The 15,388-nt window shown below is 56.9% G+C and carries 15 protein-coding genes and 1 pseudogene; 9 read left to right on the plus strand and 7 right to left on the minus strand.

Annotated elements, in window-relative coordinates:
- Together SxD43FB_RS26135 and SxD43FB_RS21380 are read left to right on the plus strand one after the other, a co-directional pair.
- Positions 1-503, plus strand: a pseudogene (locus SxD43FB_RS26135) (hypothetical protein); the annotation flags it as partial.
- A gap of 586 nt (positions 504-1,089) precedes the next feature.
- Positions 1,090-2,292, plus strand: a complete 1,203-nt coding sequence (locus SxD43FB_RS21380) for an acyl-CoA dehydrogenase (protein ID WP_088190078.1) — start codon at positions 1,090-1,092, stop codon at positions 2,290-2,292.
- A gap of 98 nt (positions 2,293-2,390) precedes the next feature.
- Here the strand turns inward: SxD43FB_RS21380 and SxD43FB_RS21385 are convergent, their stop codons facing one another.
- From SxD43FB_RS21385 to SxD43FB_RS25415, 3 genes are all read right to left on the minus strand, one after another.
- Positions 2,391-4,280 carry an AMP-binding protein gene (locus SxD43FB_RS21385; protein ID WP_088190077.1) on the minus strand — a complete coding sequence of 630 codons (1,890 nt, stop codon included), beginning with the start codon at positions 4,278-4,280 and terminating at the stop codon, positions 2,391-2,393.
- 22 nt (positions 4,281-4,302) lie between these two features.
- Positions 4,303-5,247, minus strand: a complete 945-nt coding sequence (locus SxD43FB_RS21390) for a DMT family transporter (RefSeq protein WP_088190076.1) — start codon at positions 5,245-5,247, stop codon at positions 4,303-4,305.
- 230 nt (positions 5,248-5,477) lie between these two features.
- Entirely contained in the window at positions 5,478-5,681 is a 204-nt protein-coding gene (locus tag SxD43FB_RS25415; RefSeq protein ID WP_176482889.1) for a hypothetical protein, read from the minus strand.
- A 149-nt stretch (positions 5,682-5,830) separates the two neighbouring features.
- Between SxD43FB_RS25415 and SxD43FB_RS21400 the strand changes: the two genes are divergently transcribed.
- The 4 genes from SxD43FB_RS21400 (at position 5,831) to SxD43FB_RS21415 (ending at position 9,334) form a co-directional block, all read left to right on the plus strand.
- Positions 5,831-6,862, plus strand: coding sequence for an IS110 family transposase (locus SxD43FB_RS21400; RefSeq protein WP_139139481.1), 1,032 nt, complete (start codon positions 5,831-5,833; stop codon positions 6,860-6,862).
- Positions 6,863-7,147: 285 nt separating this feature from the next.
- Entirely contained in the window at positions 7,148-8,224 is a 1,077-nt protein-coding gene (locus SxD43FB_RS21405; protein WP_255245848.1) for an LLM class flavin-dependent oxidoreductase, read from the plus strand.
- Between the two features lie 202 nt (positions 8,225-8,426).
- Entirely contained in the window at positions 8,427-8,714 is a 288-nt protein-coding gene (locus SxD43FB_RS21410) for a DUF1330 domain-containing protein (protein WP_169575407.1), read from the plus strand.
- A 137-nt stretch (positions 8,715-8,851) separates the two neighbouring features.
- Positions 8,852-9,334, plus strand: a complete 483-nt coding sequence (locus SxD43FB_RS21415) for a nuclear transport factor 2 family protein (RefSeq protein ID WP_169575406.1) — start codon at positions 8,852-8,854, stop codon at positions 9,332-9,334.
- A 113-nt stretch (positions 9,335-9,447) separates the two neighbouring features.
- Here the strand turns inward: SxD43FB_RS21415 and SxD43FB_RS21420 are convergent, their stop codons facing one another.
- Positions 9,448-9,993 carry a TIGR02444 family protein gene (locus SxD43FB_RS21420; RefSeq protein ID WP_096063892.1) on the minus strand — a complete coding sequence of 182 codons (546 nt, stop codon included), beginning with the start codon at positions 9,991-9,993 and terminating at the stop codon, positions 9,448-9,450.
- Positions 9,994-10,077: 84 nt separating this feature from the next.
- Positions 10,078-10,941, minus strand: coding sequence for an alpha/beta hydrolase (locus SxD43FB_RS21425; protein WP_255245849.1), 864 nt, complete (start codon positions 10,939-10,941; stop codon positions 10,078-10,080).
- A gap of 149 nt (positions 10,942-11,090) precedes the next feature.
- Here SxD43FB_RS21425 and hpaH point away from each other — a divergent pair, with 149 nt between their 5' ends.
- The 3 genes from hpaH to SxD43FB_RS21440 are packed head-to-tail and all read left to right on the plus strand — an operon-like array spanning position 11,091 to position 13,876.
- Positions 11,091-11,906, plus strand: coding sequence for a 2-oxo-hept-4-ene-1,7-dioate hydratase (gene hpaH, locus SxD43FB_RS21430; RefSeq protein WP_088190081.1), 816 nt, complete (start codon positions 11,091-11,093; stop codon positions 11,904-11,906).
- Between the two features lie 9 nt (positions 11,907-11,915).
- The gene (locus tag SxD43FB_RS21435; RefSeq protein WP_088190073.1) at positions 11,916-12,710 is read left to right on the plus strand and encodes an HpcH/HpaI aldolase/citrate lyase family protein; all 795 of its coding nucleotides are present in this window, start codon (positions 11,916-11,918) and stop codon (positions 12,708-12,710) included.
- Positions 12,707-13,876, plus strand: coding sequence for a CaiB/BaiF CoA-transferase family protein (locus SxD43FB_RS21440; protein WP_096063889.1), 1,170 nt, complete (start codon positions 12,707-12,709; stop codon positions 13,874-13,876). The genes SxD43FB_RS21435 and SxD43FB_RS21440 overlap by 4 nt, the downstream gene beginning before the upstream one ends.
- A gap of 198 nt (positions 13,877-14,074) precedes the next feature.
- Here SxD43FB_RS21440 and SxD43FB_RS25420 read toward each other — a convergent pair whose 3' ends face one another.
- Positions 14,075-14,218, minus strand: a complete 144-nt coding sequence (locus SxD43FB_RS25420) for a hypothetical protein (protein WP_176401085.1) — start codon at positions 14,216-14,218, stop codon at positions 14,075-14,077.
- 275 nt (positions 14,219-14,493) lie between these two features.
- Positions 14,494-15,012: a transposase gene (locus SxD43FB_RS21450; protein WP_088190070.1), complete on the minus strand. Its 519-nt coding sequence runs from the start codon at positions 15,010-15,012 to the stop codon at positions 14,494-14,496.
- Positions 15,013-15,388: the final 376 nt, after the last annotated feature.

Below are 15,388 nucleotides of genomic sequence, written 5' to 3' on the forward strand. Positions count from 1 at the left end.
CTTGGCTGTTGAAAAGCCTTTATGGGGGAAACAAAGCTGAAAAAAATGCTGTTCTTGAGCGTATAAACCTTGAACAGGACGCCTTGCCTCATCTTGGCAGCTGGAAAGCAGACACTTACCTTCTTCACAGGATTGTTGATGAGATTGAAGTCCGACAACCGAAAAATGTTGTGGAATTAGGTTCCGGAGTAACTTCGCTGGTTATCGCCAAAGCATTGTCGCTTCACGGTGGCGGGCATTTATACAGCTACGATCAATATGAACCGTTCGTTGAGCAGATGGGCATTTGGCTCGCTGAGCACCACCTGTCGGCAAGTTTCAGCCATGCTCCGCTGAACTTTCGGGACCAGGCGCGGCCTACTCCGAGCAATGACCGACGAACCTCGATAGATCGGACAAACCCGCCCCGCCACAATGTCTCTGGCTTCCACAAGGCTAAGGTCTCGGGGGTTGGGATAGCCAACACCGGTGTTCCAGAAATGGCGGACGTATCCGGCGTTTGAAGAAGCCACGCCCGTGCGATCACAATGGCTCGCGCGGCGTGGCTTAGACGCGCTTCGACCAGCTCGATGGTCCGTCCTGGCCTGATCACCGACACGTCAATTTCGAATTCATCGATCGGCAGAGTGCCGAGGATGTCGTAGGAAACGCGAGCCATCGTCAGTATGCTGTCACGACGAACTGCATGGTCAAGTTCAATAGCATGAGCGAGCAAACCTAATGCGGGTGCTAGATGCTGCTCACGGACGTTCCAGGCGCCACTGACAAGGTCTGTTGGGCGGAATCGCTTTGCATCAAGGCGTTTAAAAAAAGACATGGTCGCGCTGTAGCGACCGGTCGGGTCGCGTCAAACATTTGATCGTCAAAGCACTCTGCTCGACAATCGGCTCCATCAGCGCAACAATGCCAGTTTGTTCAGCCTGATGGGAACAGTGCCACTGAAGCCGAAAAATAATTCATATGCCGCTTTCAAAAAAACTTTGATATGGTCGACCAAATGCATTTGGAATTGTCTCTGGAGGAGTGCTTCGATAGGGCAGTTTCGGGCCAAGCTTCTATTCTAATGAGCAATAAAATAAAGGTCCGGAAATGAGCGAACCTGAGCTACAAGTACACGGGAGCTTTCAATGGATTGATCCCTTTCTTATTGACGACCAGCTCACCAGTGACGAACGCATGATCCGTGATGCTGCGCGGAGCTACGCGCAAGAGCGGCTACAACCGCGTGTCATTGACGCGTTCCGAGAGGAGCGGACGGACCTTGCGATTTTCAGCGAGATGGGGGAGCTTGGACTGCTTGGTCCCACGGTTCCGCCCGAGTATGGCGGCGCAGGAGTCGGTTATGTCGCCTACGGGTTAATTGCACGCGAGGTGGAGCGCGTCGACTCGGGGTATCGCTCGATGATGTCGGTGCAATCGTCGCTTGTGATGCACCCGATCTTTGCCTATGGCTCGGAAGAACAGAAGCGCGGATTTCTGCCGAAACTCGCGTCGGGAGAATGGATAGGCTGCTTCGGGTTGACAGAGCCCCAAGCCGGATCTGACCCCAGCGGCATGACTACCAGCGCGACAAAGATCGAGGGCGGCTACCGGATCAACGGTGCGAAGACCTGGATATCCAACGCGCCGATCGCTGACGTATTCGTAATCTGGGCGAAGTCCGATGCGCACGGTGGCAATATCCGCGGCTTCGTCCTGGAGAAGGGAACGAAAGGACTGTCGGCGCCCAAGATCGGTGGCAAGCTGTCGCTTCGCGCCTCTATTACTGGGGAGGTCATCATGAACGAGGTCGAGGTCGGCGAGGAAGCGCTGTTACCGCATGTCGAGGGCCTCGGCGGGCCGTTTGGCTGCCTGAACCGAGCTCGTTATGGCATTAGCTGGGGTGTGTTGGGCGCAGCTGAGTTCTGCTGGCATGCCGCGCGCCAATATGGCCTGGACCGCAAGCAATTTGGGCGGCCGCTCGCGCAGACCCAGCTGTTTCAGAAGAAGCTTGCCGACATGCAGACCGAAATTGCGCTGGGACTGCAGGCCTCGTTGCGTGTCGGTCGCCTTTTCGACGAGGGGCGGATGGAGCCCGAGATGATTTCTATCTTGAAGCGCAACAATTGCGGGAAGGCGCTCGACATCGCCCGCCAATCCCGCGACATGCATGGCGGCAACGGTATTTCAGAGGATTATCAGGTTATACGCCACATGATGAACCTGGAGACGGTTAATACCTATGAGGGTACGCATGATGTCCATGCGCTGATTCTGGGACGCGCTCAGACGGGTCTGCAGGCCTTTTTCTGAGGGTTCGCCGCTGGGTGGAGTTCAAGCTCGGAGCGGGGCACCGCGTTAAATCGGTTCTTCCGGTTTGACCGGGATGTTCGCGGCCACGTAAACAATGATCAGGCGCCATTCACTCGCAAGGCGATGGCCTGGGGTATATCGGCGTCGTCTATTGTCGGCGGCAGAGTGAAAGGTTCCTGATCGACGATCCTCCGCAAAAGGTTCCGGAGAATCTTGCCAGAGCGCGTCTTTGGCAATTGGTCGACAACGTAAACGGTTTTCAGTGCCGCCACGGCACCCAACTCGGCGCGAACAGCGTCGATCGCGAGCTTGGAAATTATCCCATCATCGGCCGAACCTCTGCGCGTGGTTACGAATGCAACAGGAACCATGCCTTTGACAGGATCTTTCGCGCCGACCAACGCGCACTCGGCAACATCAGGGAGTCGCGCCACAATCTCCTCCATCTGTCCGGTAGAAAGGCGATGGCCCGCGACATTGATGACGTCATCGGTACGTCCCATGATGTGGAGAAAGCCGGCGTCGTCGCGATAGCCGGAATCACCGGTTTCGTAGAAGCCGGGGAAACTGGCGAAGTTTTTGGCAAATCCGGCCGGGTTGTTCCACAATGTACGGAAGGCACCAGGCGGAAGGGGCGCGCGAATAACAACATTGCCATTTTCGCCATCGTCCACTGGACTGCCATAGTCATCGAGGATAGCAAATTCATATCCGGGCACCGCATGTCCAGCGCTGCCCGGTTTACGACGCAAGTCGCCTATGGCAAAACACGATGCAATGGCCGGCCATCCCAATTCGGTCTGCCACCAGTGATCAATGACCGGCAATCCACTTGCTCGTTCGAGCCAGGCGATGGTCGCGGGGTCAGCACGTTCGCCGCCAAGGAAGATCACACGGCAATCACCGGTGCCGATGTCCTTCAGGAATTTCGCTTCAGGGTCTTCCTTGCGAATCGCCCGAATGGCAGTGGGCGCGGTGAAAAAAGCCTTTGCCTTGTTGCGCACGATCGTCCGCCAAAAGGTGCCGGCATCGGGCGTTCCGACCGGCTTTCCCTCGAACAGGATGGCTGTCCCGCCAACCAACAGCGGGCCATAGACGATATAGCTGTGGCCCACGACCCAGCCGACGTCGGATGCAGCCCAGAAGGCGTCGCCCGGGCCAATTCCATAGACATTTGCCAAGGACCATGAGAGCGCCACCGCGTTGCCGCCGTTTTCTCTTACGACACCCTTAGGCGTTCCTGTCGTCCCCGACGTGTAGAGGATATAAAGCGGATCGGTCGCGCCTACCGGCGCGCAGGCAGGCTGAGGTTCACCGGCGGTGCGGCTGCGCAATTCCTGCCAGTCGATATCGTGGGCATGATCAAGATCGGCAGCCAGCCGGTCGCGCTGCAGAAGGACGACATGCTGGATACCCTGCAACGAAAGAGCAACAGCCTCATCGACCAGTGGCTTGTAGGCGATCGCCCGTGTGCCCTCTATCCCGCACGAAGCGGTCAGGATAAGCTTCGGTTTGGCGTCGTCGATACGCTTGGCCAACTCCGGCGCGGCGAATCCGCCGAACACCACGGAATGGATCGCCCCGAGACGCGCGCAGGCCAGCATCGCGAATGCCGTCTCAGGTATCATCGGCATGAAGATGACGACGCGATCGCCCTTGGTCACACCCAGCGCGGCTAGCATCGCTGCCACCCGCCCGGTTTCGTACAAAAGTTGCGAATAGGTGAAGGATCGTAGTGCGCCGGTGACTGGGCTGTCATAGGTCAGCGCTACCGCATCGCCACGACCAGCGTCGACATGCCTGTCTAGACAATTATGACAAGTGTTGAGGATCCCGTCGGAAAACCAACCCTTCTGTTCATCGTAAACAAGCCGGGGCTTAACGAACCAGTCGATCGCGCGCGCGGCCTCCGCCCAAAAACCCACCGGGTCTTCGGAGGCCCGACGATAAATATCACTATACTCCAGATTGCCTCGTCCGACCGTCATATCTAGTACTTTCTTGGTCTGATCACGCGTTGGCTCTGGGGCGGTACCCGCGTGAAACGGCGATCGCGCCGATGATTAGAAGGGCACCAATGAAATGATAGGATGCAATGCCTTCGCCAAGAAGCAGCATCGCAAGGCCCACACCCAAGACTGGCGGGAGGTTCATGTAGGCCCCGGCACGAACGGATCCGATCAGCGTCACCGAACGGTTAAAAAGAGCGTAAGCAACGAGCGAAGGGAAAACTCCGACATACAGTATGGCCGCCGCCAGTTTCATTGGCGGCATCGACAGGCCATTTCTGGCCAGCGTGGAGATGTAGGGAAGTGCCAGCGAGCCGGCGCCGATCGCGAACAGCGCCGCTAGCAATGAGAGGTGGTGTACAGCCGGAACCTTGCGAAGGAAGGTGGCATAAGCCGAATAGAGAAATACCCCTGCCACGGAAAGCAAGTCCCCGCGATTGACCGAGATGCCCCCTACTAGATTGAAGGGATGACCCTTGGTCACGATCCACATGATCCCCGCGAACGACATCGCAGCGCTTAAAGCGAGGAGGGGTAGCAGCCGCTCCCCAAACAGCACCGTCGGCATCAAAAGGATCATGATCGGCATGATCGATTGCAACAGCAGGTTGTTTGTAGCGGTAGTGTATTGCAGGCCGCTGTAGACGATGTAGGCAAACAGCCCGACACCGAAAAAACCGAGCAGCGTGACAAGGAGCCAGGAAGCACGCAGCGTTTGGACGTCAACCTTGAGATGACGCCAGGCGAAGGGTAGCACGCACAAAAAAGCGACCATCCACCGCCAGAATGCGAGTGACAAAGGAGACGCAAGGTCGCGCACCGCCCGCCCAATAATTGGGTTCATAGCCCAGCAGACGGACGCGACGCAAAGGAGCAAAGTCGGGGAGTTCCACATTGCTGGCGCCGAGCACCGGATAAAGGAGACGTATCGCGCAAAAGCACTCATGTCCTATCTCCTTGCTGAGCTATAGCATCTTGCAATTGCATTTTATTTTGCATACTGTGCATCGCGTTTCCCATATGATTTTGGGACGCCGCTGTCAACCAAGTGCGGATCCCAGTTTGGATCCGGACCGCATAAATCAGGGAAACGGCGTAAGATCTGTCGCCTTGGAAGCATCTCGATCATTTGTACCGTTGTGACGGTCACGCCGAGCGCGCAGATCATCGGCGCACCTACCAGCGGGTTACAGGAAATTGAACATGGCTCACTCTCGACAGCTTCACCTCGGCGCTTTCATGCGCCCAGTTAGTATGCATACAGGAGCATGGCGCTATCCCGGCGCGATACATGACGCCAATTTCAATTTTGCTGCCTTGAAGCGCTTCGCCCAGAAGCTTGAAGAGGGCAAATTTGACGCTTTTTTCATGGCCGATCACCTAGGCGTTCTCAATATGCCGGTTGAAGCCTTGAAACGTAGCCATACCGTCACGTCATACGAGATGGGGTGGTTGCCGCCCTCCCCAGACGGCACTGAGATGTGCCAGGATAGTGGAATTAGGACCACTGAGCGGAAAGGACGGCAATCGTGTCAAAAGATACAATGATCGGCGTGGACTTGGCAAAGTCCGTGTTTCAGCTTCATGCAGCGTCAATGACAGGCGAACCCAAGTTTCGGAAAAAGCTTCCGCGTTCAGCCTTCGCCGCATTTATGGCAGCGCAACCGTCGGCGGTGATCGTGATGGAAGCATGTGGCAGTGCGCATTATTGGGCCCGGGAAATGATCCGGCTTGGCCACGAGGTCAAACTTATCGCACCACACTATGTTAAGCCGTTCGTGAAGCGACAGAAAAATGATGCCGCTGACGCTGAAGCGATCGTAATTGCGGCTCAACGACCAGAGATGCGGTTTGTTGATCCAAAGTCGGAAGAGCAGCAAAGCAGGGCGATTCTATTTCGCGGAAGAGAACGGCTGGTTCATCAACGCACGGAACTGGTCAATGCCGTAAGGGCGGCGCTCTATGAATATGGTCATGTTGTCCCCCAAGGCATAAATCAGCTCTGCAGGATTGCGGACATTCTTGATGAGCTTAACAGCGATTTGCCCGTTTTGATGCGGGAGGAATGCCGAGATCTATTGGCACAGATCGCTGAGAAAACTGAGCGTATCAATATACGGACAAAGAAGATCAAAGCGCTGGCGGCTGAAACTGACGCGGCCAAGCGGCTACAGACGATTCCGGGAGTTGGCCCTTTAACAGCCTTAGCGGTCGAGGCCTTCGCCCCATCAATGGAGAGCTTCCGATGCGGGCGGGACTTCGCGGCCTGGCTCGGTCTTGTCCCGCGACAATTCTCCTCGGGCGGAAAGGAGCGCCTTGGACGTATTTCGAAAGCGGGTCAGGCCGATATCCGCAGACTGCTTATCATAGGTGCAATGTCCCGTCTGAATTGGATGGGTCGAAGATCGATTCCAGAAAATTCCTGGCTCGCAGATATGCTTGCCAGGAAACCGAGAATGCTTGTGGCAATTGCCCTCGCCAACAAGATGGCCAGAACGATTTGGGCCCTGATAAAAAATGGTAATGAATACAGAATTCCGGCGCAGGCAGCAGTTGCATGATCGGCATGCCAACAAGCTTACCTAACGTCGGATGATGGGGGTGTGAGAAGGCGACGACCCGAATGGGCGAAATGAGCGAACAGATCTGGTTCGGGAAAACCAGTTACGAGGCGTGAGCATCCCAGCTCGAAAACGAGATTTGGACTCGAACCGCAGATCACCATACCGGCCAGCGGCTTCTGAAACGCCGCAACCAAAGGCCTGACAGAAGACCGCACTCGATCACTCGCTCTTCGGATCAGAAACTTCTTGCATCACGGGCGGCAACCACAGAAGCCTTTTACCTTGCTCTCGGCGCTTGCCGGGGTGACGGAACGGATCGGCTTAGTCGCTACTGCGTCGACAACCTTCGAGGAGCCATTCCATGTCGCGCGGCGGTTTGCGTCGCTCGATCATTTAAGCGGCGGACGCGCAGGATGGAACGTTGTTACGACAGCCAATCCCGACAATGGGAAGAATTTTGGCTATGAAGACCAGCCCGATCATGCTGCGCGATACGCCCGTGCGCGCGAATTTTACGATGTCGTTACCGGACTTTGGGATAGCTTCGCCGACAACGCATTTGTCCGCGACGCTGAAAGCGGCATCTATTTTGATCCGGATCGGCTCCATGTGCTCCGCCACAAGGGAGCGCATTTTTCGGTGCGCGGCCCACTCAACATCGCGCGCCCCGTGCAGGGCTGGCCCGTAATTGTGCAGGCAGGTGCTTCCGAACCGGGCCGCCAACTCGCCGCCGAGACGGCAGAAGCCGTGTTCGGGGCCGAAAACACGCTCGAAGGCGCCAAGCGCTTCTATGCAGACGTCAAGGACAGGATGAGAAGAGTCGGACGCGATCCCGGCCTTCTCAAGATTCTACCTGCCGCCTTTGTCGTGGTGGGCGATACGATCGAGGAAGCACGAGCCAAGCGAGCGCATCTTGACAGCCTGGTCCATTATGACAGCGGCATCCATTCGCTGTCGGGTGCGCTGAACTTTGACGTTTCGGGCTTTGATCCCGATGGCCCGTTGCCCGAAATTCCCGAAACGAATGCCAGCAAGACCGCTCGCGACAGATTGCTGGAGATGGCCAGAACACAGAATCTGACCATTCGGCAACTGGCGGCGACCGCTGGGAGTTATGCCGGTCTCGCGTTCGTAGGCACGCCGGCGTCGATCGCCGACGATATGGAGCAGTGGCTGTACGAGTCTGGGGCCGACGGCTTCAATATCATGTTTCCTTTTTTGCCTGAAGGGCTCGACCTTTTCGTGGATCAAGTCATCCCGGAACTTCAGCGGCGCGGCCTTTTTCGAACCGAGTATGAAGGCACGACGCTGCGTGACCATTTGGGCCTCCCCCGCCCAAGCAACCGCTTTTTCGACTGAATGCCGGAGATGCATATCTGGTAATAGGCAACCAGGAGCCATGATAGAGAAGTTTCGCCTAACCGTTGTATCCCGTTTAAATTTAACCGATGACGGATAGTTTCCCGAGCATGTTAGCTTACCGTGCTCGAGCGATGGGTTTCGATCTTTGCGGACTGAATTCATGACAATGGGCCGAAAGCTTAGGCAAGGAGATACTAATATGGCAGCTTATGTCGTCATCGTGACCGGGGAAATTTCGAATCCGGAGTTGATGAATCAATATAAGGAACAGGCTCAGTATCTGCTTGGGACGCAGGGCGTTTCGTTCATGGCCGGCCCGGTCGTCGCCGAAACTCTGGAAGGATCGCCTCCGAAGGGAGCAGTGATTATCCGGTTTGCTTTTCTTGAGGAGGCTCAGAGCTGGTACCGATCCGACGAATATCAAAAACTGGCTTCGATGAGGCTTTCTGCCTCTACCAGTGCGGCATTTATCGTTGAGGGCACCTGATCTTGGTGCCGGTCAAGAAGCGAGGCGGAGCCTGCCCGCCGACCGGTTCGGAAGGTTCGCTCAATTCTTGTATACTTGCTGCATTTTAGAATAGACTGCACCAGTCATTTGACCGCAACAAGATGTGGAGATGCGTGATGAAATCCATCCGAGCAGCGTTCCTGCCTTTGCTGCTTGCAGTTGCGAGCACCGCTCACGCTGCAGAAAATCCCGATGAGGCAAAGATTCTGAAGATCGAGCAAGACATGGCTGCTGCGCAGACCGCAGAGGAATTTTTGAAAGATTTCGCGCCTGACGCTGTGATGGATGCATTCTTTCCAGGCCAGGCCCGAGGCAGCAAAGCGGTGGCCACCGCGGCGACCACGCTCTTTGCGGGAACTAAAGATCTGCGAGCTACGATCCTTAAAATGTCTATCAGTACAGATCATGACATCGCCTATGCTTTCAGTACCCAGCGGGTCGTGTTCACCAATATCGCTATGAACAAAGTTCAGGACTGGGTTTTCCGGCAGGTCGACTGTTACCGCAAGGTCAACGGAAAATGGCTGATTGTATACCACAATCTTTCGGTGCCATTCGATCCCACGACCGGTAAGGCGGTGTTTGACGCACCCGTTTAAGGTAACTGTGCCACCAGGTTCGTTTATTAGCCGCGTGGACGGGAAAGATGCGGCCTAAATCAAGGCAAGGATGATTGACCCAGCGATGAAAATTTCGAGCTTGTCCCTCAGTATCATGTCAGCGAAACGCCGGGTTTGATAGGTGGCGCGAAAGCCATAAAGACCAATTGCGATAACAGGACGGCCGCTGCGTCGGGTGCCGCGATTACCTGACGGTAAATGCATAAATTCGCCGATGCAGCGCTTTGTTGTGTGGTCCGATCCCGGTTGGCAGTTTGCCGCGAAAGACCGGCCAGCGCTGACTGGACTTGGCGTTCCGATTGCAGTTCGACCGCCTTCAGCGACGCGTAGACCTTGACCAGTCCAACGGCAGGATCGGTCTCCGGCGATCCGGCGATGCACAGGCGAACCCATCGCCTGGCGCTTCGCACGGGATGCACAAGGTTGTCATTGAGCGGCGATATTCTGTCAAGAAGCTCACTGATCTCGGAACTATCGAGCGCCACTTTGGAAACCTGAGCCGACCACAGGCAGAACAGCAACAGGTTGACATCGAAGCCATGTTTATCCTGCAACGCGAGGCACAGCGTGGACACGTGCGGCCTAGCATACAGATCCAGCGAGAACTGCCAAAATGCCGAGGCCGCTGTCTGGGCCATATTGGTCACCCCCACGCCGAACCAGACAAACGAATGCAGAGCATCACGCCCGCCCGGCAACCCGATGCCGGAACAACGGAAGCATCAGAAGGTGCGCGCGCCGAAATGTATTTCCATCATCGGGCGCATGACGTCCCAGCGCTCGAGCTGCGACCAATGGCCCGACCGGTCGAGTACGTACAGTTCGGCATGCTTCAGATGCTCTATAAGGTACAGGCTGGTGTCGAGCGGAACGATGCGGTCCTGCCTTCCGTGGAAGATCAAAACCTTATGCGGCATCTTGCAAAGCATCGACGGCGGCATATTAAGCCCCTCCATTCCCTGCTTCATCGAATCGATCATTTTGACCGCAGTCTTCATAATCTCGGGATCGGTGGCAATCTTGTACCTGTTACTGACGATCTCCTCCATGCCATCGAATTTGTCGGCATCATGCGCGAAACTGTGCATCAGCTGGCGGTAACGGGACGGCCGAGGATCGGAATAAAAGGAAAGCAGACGGATTAGTTCCGGAGTCCGCGGGCCAGGTGCGCCGATCGACCCCATCAGGACCACACGATCGATACGGTCGGGCTCTTCGCTCATCATCTGCAAGGTGAGCGCACCGCCCATCGAGTTGCCGACGACGTGGGCCTTTTCGATCCCAAGCGCTTCAAGCAAGCCGAAACACTGTTCAACTCGCGTTCCGATCCACGCCATTACGTTGTCTGGCCAAGGTTCAGGTATAACTGACTGCCCAAAGCCAATTAGGTCGGGCGCGATCACGAAGAAATTCTCCGCCAAGTCGGGCATGAGGTGGAGCCAGTTGGAACCGGCATGGGCACCCGGCCCTGCTCCATGCAGCAGAAGAATAGCAGGCTTGCTCCGGTCGCCGGCAAGCAGGGTGTGAGAAGTCAGTCCGCGACCGGTTATTTTCTCTTCTCTCACGCTCGTATCGCCTGCCATCATGCCTCTCCTCCAAATCAAGTGTCGTTCTGCCAAGTACGGTCTGTTCTGCCGCCGGGCTATAGACTAGCGTTTATAACTGTGCAATGCGTTTGCCAATACAGATCGGGGATGAGGAGCAATTTATGGACCGCCGCAGTGACGGACCCGGCATGGTCGGGGCGGGTCTCAGCGAAGCCGAAGTCGGCGTTTTTGCGGCTGAACTCGATCAGGCCGAACAGTCGCGTCAGCAGATCCGCCAGTTCTCACAGCGCTGTCCGGAAATGTCCATTGCCGACGGCTATCGCATCAGCAAACGATGGGTAGACCTTAAGCTCGCGTCTGGGAGAAAGGTCATCGGCCACAAGATTGGTTTGACGTCGCGAGCGATGCAGCAAGCTGCCGGAATTACCGAACCCGATTACGGCACACTGCTCGATGATATGGTGTTTGAGCAAGGAAGCGACGTGCCTTGTGAACGGTTTATCACTCCCAAGGTCGAGGTCGAGCTTGCTTTCGTGCTGGGCAGAAGGATCGAAGGGCCCCGCGCGACCATCTTTGACGTACTCCGGGCGACCGAATATGTTATTCCCGCAGTGGAGGTAATTGACAGCCGCACCTTTCCTACTGACCCCGAAACCGGGGGGCGTCGCAAAGTGCAGGACACTATAAGTGACAACGCCGCCAACGCCGGGATTATCATGGGAGGGTTGCCGATGCGACCTGACAAGATCGACATGCGCTGGGTCAGTGCGCTGCTGACCCGGAACGGTGTGATCGAGGAGACTGGGGTTGCTGCGGGCGTGCTCAACAATCCGGCAATCGGCGTGGCGTGGCTAGCCAACCGGCTCTCGCCATGGGGCCAGACGCTCGAGGCGGGCGAAGTGGTGCTCGGTGGTTCGTTCACCCGCCCTGTCGAAGCCCGCCCGGGTGATGTGTTCAGCGCCGATTTCGGGCCGTTGGGTGCCATAGGCTTCCGGTTTATCTGAGGCAGGGCGATGCTGACACCGCAAAACCACTTCAAGAATAAACTCAGTGACGGCTTGCCGCAGCTGGGCTTCTGGCTCGCGCTCGCCAATCCCGACATCGCGGAAATCTGCGCAGGTCTTGGCTACGATTGGGTTCTGATCGATGCCGAGCACGGCGCGCAGACGCTGCCAGGGATTGCCCATCAACTGCGCGCGGTTGACACCGTATCGGACTGCTCAGCAATCGTGCGCGTTCCTGGCCACGATCCGGTGACGATCCACCAGATCCTGGACCTAGGTGCACAGACGATCATGGTTCCGATGGTTGATAACGCAACGCAAGCAGCTTCAATCGTAAAGGCTTCGCGCTATCCGCCGGACGGCGATCGCGGGATCGGTGGTGCGCGTGCCGCACGCTGGGGCCGCTTTCCCGCTTATGTGGCAGACGCGAACGAGCAACTGTGTATCATCGCCCAGATCGAGACGGCCGAAGCGATCAAGAATCTCGAAGCCATTGCGGCAGTCGATGGCATTGATGCACTGTTTATCGGCCCTGCTGATCTGGCTGCCTCGCTCGGCCTGCTCGGGCCCGCTAACGCCTCAGCTCTCGCCCAGGCCACCGGAGCGGCTCTCGACCGAATTCGGGCCACCGGCATTCCCTGCGGCATCCTGTCGCGCGATGAGCGTCTGGTGCAGCAATATTTGGAAGGCGGTGCCCGGTTCCTAGCGGTGGGTATAGACTCTTTCACTTTGGCAAAGGCCGCAGGAGACCTTGCGCGGGACTGGCGTTGCCGCATCGATACAGCGGTCGCTGGTGCAAAATGAAGCAGTGTGACTGGCGCTCCGCACAAAGCGAAGCATCTGGAAAGCCGCTTGCCGGCATCAGGGTGCTTGAGCTTGCCAGGATCCTTGCCGGGCCATGGTGCGGGCAACTGCTTGCGGATCTCGGCGCCGAAGTGATCAAGGTAGAGCGCCCTGGAAGCGGAGACGACACCCGACATTGGGGGCCACCCTTTGTAATGTCCGACGGTGGCGATAACCTTGGCGCGGCCTATTTTCATTCGGCTAATCGGGGGAAAAGGTCCATCGCGATTGATATCACAATCCCCGAGGGTCAGGCTGCCATCCGCCGTCTTGCGGGAGGGGCCGATATCATGATCGAGAATTATAAGGTCGGGGGGCTGGCGAAATACGGACTTGATCATCCCTCGTTGTCAGCGCTTAATCCACATCTCATTACCTGTTCTATCACCGGGTTTGGGCAAACCGGGCCATATGCTGCCCGCCCGGGATATGACTATATCGCACAAGCGATGGGCGGGCTCATGTCGATGACCGGTGAACCGGAGCGCGAGCCGCAGAAGGCCGGGATCGCTGCCGCCGATCTTTTCACCGGGGTCTACAGCGCGGTGGCAATTCTGGCAGCACTGAACCGGCGTCGCGAAATGCACGTCGGCGCACATATCGATATGGCGCTGCTAGATACCCAAGTCAGCGTCATGGGTAATCAGGCGCTCAACTGGATGACCTCGGGAGTAGTGCCACGCCGGGTAGGCAATGGCCACGCTAATTTGGTACCCTATCAAGCGTTCCCGACCCGTGATGGAGATCTGATCATCGCAGTCGGGAACGATGGCCAGTTTGCTGCGCTTTGTCGTGTACTGAACGTGACACTGCACGAAGATGAGCGGTTCAGCAATAATCCACAAAGGATCCGCAACCGCGTGGATTTGATCATAGCGCTCGAAGAGATCACCGCGAAATGGAGCCGGGACGATCTCTTCGAACGGCTCAATGGTGCAGGGATTCCTGCAGGTCCGATCAATGAGTTGGACGAGGTATTTGCGAACCCGCAGGTTATCGCGAGAGGCATGGCGATTGAACACGATGGTAAGCCCGGGGTGGCCAGCCCTATCGTAATCGATGGGGTGAGGATGGTTGCCGACGATCCCGCCCCCGGCGTTCCCGAGAACGTCAAATTCGACTTCTAAATAGGATAAGGTCGAGCGGGGCGAGTGCAGGTCGCATGGGTGCCCCGAGGCGATTAGCTGGGCACCCGCAAAAACCGGCGTTTTGTTGCTGCCGTTGCGGTGATGACGGTATGAGCGCGGCGCTGGGCGCTCTCGCGGGCGGCTTTCGGTCACCGGATAGGACATTTCACATAGCCGTTTCCGGGTTTCAGGGCAGATTCATGCTTTGACGGCGCGTCGTTCGTGGAAGATCAGGCGGTTGAAGTTATAGGCCAGATTGGCCAATGTCAGTTTCGCCTCAGCCCGCTTGATTCCGATGGTGCGGATGAACAGCCCGAACCGGTTTTTCTGATGCGCGAACACATGCTCGATCCTGGCACGGATCGCGGACTTGCGGCATTTGCGCGGGCGGTGGCCTTGGGCATGGACTTTCCTTGGGCTTGCGACGGTGGATGCGACTGGTCAGCATACGATCGGCTAGCCATACCGGCGGTCGATGCTGATATGGCTTTTATACCCGAACACCGGCAAGGCGACATCGGCAGCGGCTTGCAATCCTTATAGCGCACCTTCCCGCCGATCCTGAGCGTCCAGCGCGCATCTGTGTTCCTTTTGTGCCGCCTTGGCCGGGTTATCAGTCAGATATCCTGCGCCGACTCGCCATCCTTGATGGCCTGCCGCTCGTCATCGGTGTTGCGCTGCTTGGGTGCTGGCACCAGGCTGGCATCGATGATCTGCCTCGACATGCCGATGTAGGCCTTCTTGTGCAGTTGCCAGTCGAAGGCCTTCATCACCCGCATGAGCGTCCCGGTCTCCGTCATACGGTTGCGAAAGTGCCGGATGGTGTTTCGTCGGGGGTGCGATCGCCGAGCGCAAAACCCAGAAACCGCATCCAGCTCAGCCGGTGGCCGGATCATATACTCCATCCGGGCATCGGAGAGATTATGTTGGGCCTGCATAATCAGGATCTTGAACATCGCGGCAGGGTCAAACGGCGGACGACCGCCCGTGCTGCTATCGCCATAACTCAGCCCATCGACCAGCCAGACCCGCAAATACTCAAAGTCCACGGTCCGTTCCAGAACATCAAGCGGATCGTCATGACGGCTCAGCATCTCAAGATGGTCATGCAGGCTGAAAAGAGACTCGGGGTCCATGGATCATTACTTCCGATGCCTACCCAATCAATGAATCACGAATGCCCCAAATCCGCCAGAGTTTTTGCGGGGGTCCAGCTTCAGTTGCACATCGTAATCAGCCGGTGCCTTCGTCAAAGTCGATTGTGTCGATTCAGGCCCTAACCCACCTGAGAAAAGCGCGGAGAGTCGATCTCCGTTGCATATTGTACATTGCGTTTGCTAGCCCGTAAAATTCATCCGGGTTGGATTTTTAGCGCAAAGCTGACCGCTTGAACTGGGAGCAGGCGCACGGGATCATGCCCCTTGTGCGGGGTGATTTCCGATGATCGAAGCTTGTGGGTTGAAGGGGTGGGTTCGATGCGATGGGCCTTGCCCGGCGGTCAGGTGATCAGGC

This window comes from Sphingobium sp. D43FB (assembly GCF_002312805.1).
Classification (GTDB): Bacteria; Pseudomonadota; Alphaproteobacteria; order Sphingomonadales; family Sphingomonadaceae; genus Sphingobium.

Bases quoted from the DNA above. Each gene is read 5' to 3' on its own strand.
- SxD43FB_RS21380 (WP_088190078.1), top strand. From the start codon at position 1,090: ATGAGCGAACCTGAGCTACAAGTACACGGGAGCTTTCAATGGATTGAT.
- SxD43FB_RS21420 (WP_096063892.1), bottom strand. From the start codon at position 9,993: ATGGCCCAGACAGCGGCCTCGGCATTTTGGCAGTTCTCGCTGGATCTG.
- SxD43FB_RS21450 (WP_088190070.1), bottom strand. From the start codon at position 15,012: ATGGACCCCGAGTCTCTTTTCAGCCTGCATGACCATCTTGAGATGCTG.
- SxD43FB_RS21385 (WP_088190077.1), bottom strand. From the start codon at position 4,280: ATGACGGTCGGACGAGGCAATCTGGAGTATAGTGATATTTATCGTCGG.
- SxD43FB_RS21440 (WP_096063889.1), top strand. From the start codon at position 12,707: ATGAAGCAGTGTGACTGGCGCTCCGCACAAAGCGAAGCATCTGGAAAG.
- SxD43FB_RS21425 (WP_255245849.1), bottom strand. From the start codon at position 10,941: ATGATGGCAGGCGATACGAGCGTGAGAGAAGAGAAAATAACCGGTCGC.
- SxD43FB_RS21390 (WP_088190076.1), bottom strand. From the start codon at position 5,247: ATGAGTGCTTTTGCGCGATACGTCTCCTTTATCCGGTGCTCGGCGCCA.
- hpaH (WP_088190081.1), top strand. From the start codon at position 11,091: ATGGTCGGGGCGGGTCTCAGCGAAGCCGAAGTCGGCGTTTTTGCGGCT.
- SxD43FB_RS21410 (WP_169575407.1), top strand. From the start codon at position 8,427: ATGGCAGCTTATGTCGTCATCGTGACCGGGGAAATTTCGAATCCGGAG.
- SxD43FB_RS21415 (WP_169575406.1), top strand. From the start codon at position 8,852: ATGAAATCCATCCGAGCAGCGTTCCTGCCTTTGCTGCTTGCAGTTGCG.
- SxD43FB_RS21435 (WP_088190073.1), top strand. From the start codon at position 11,916: ATGCTGACACCGCAAAACCACTTCAAGAATAAACTCAGTGACGGCTTG.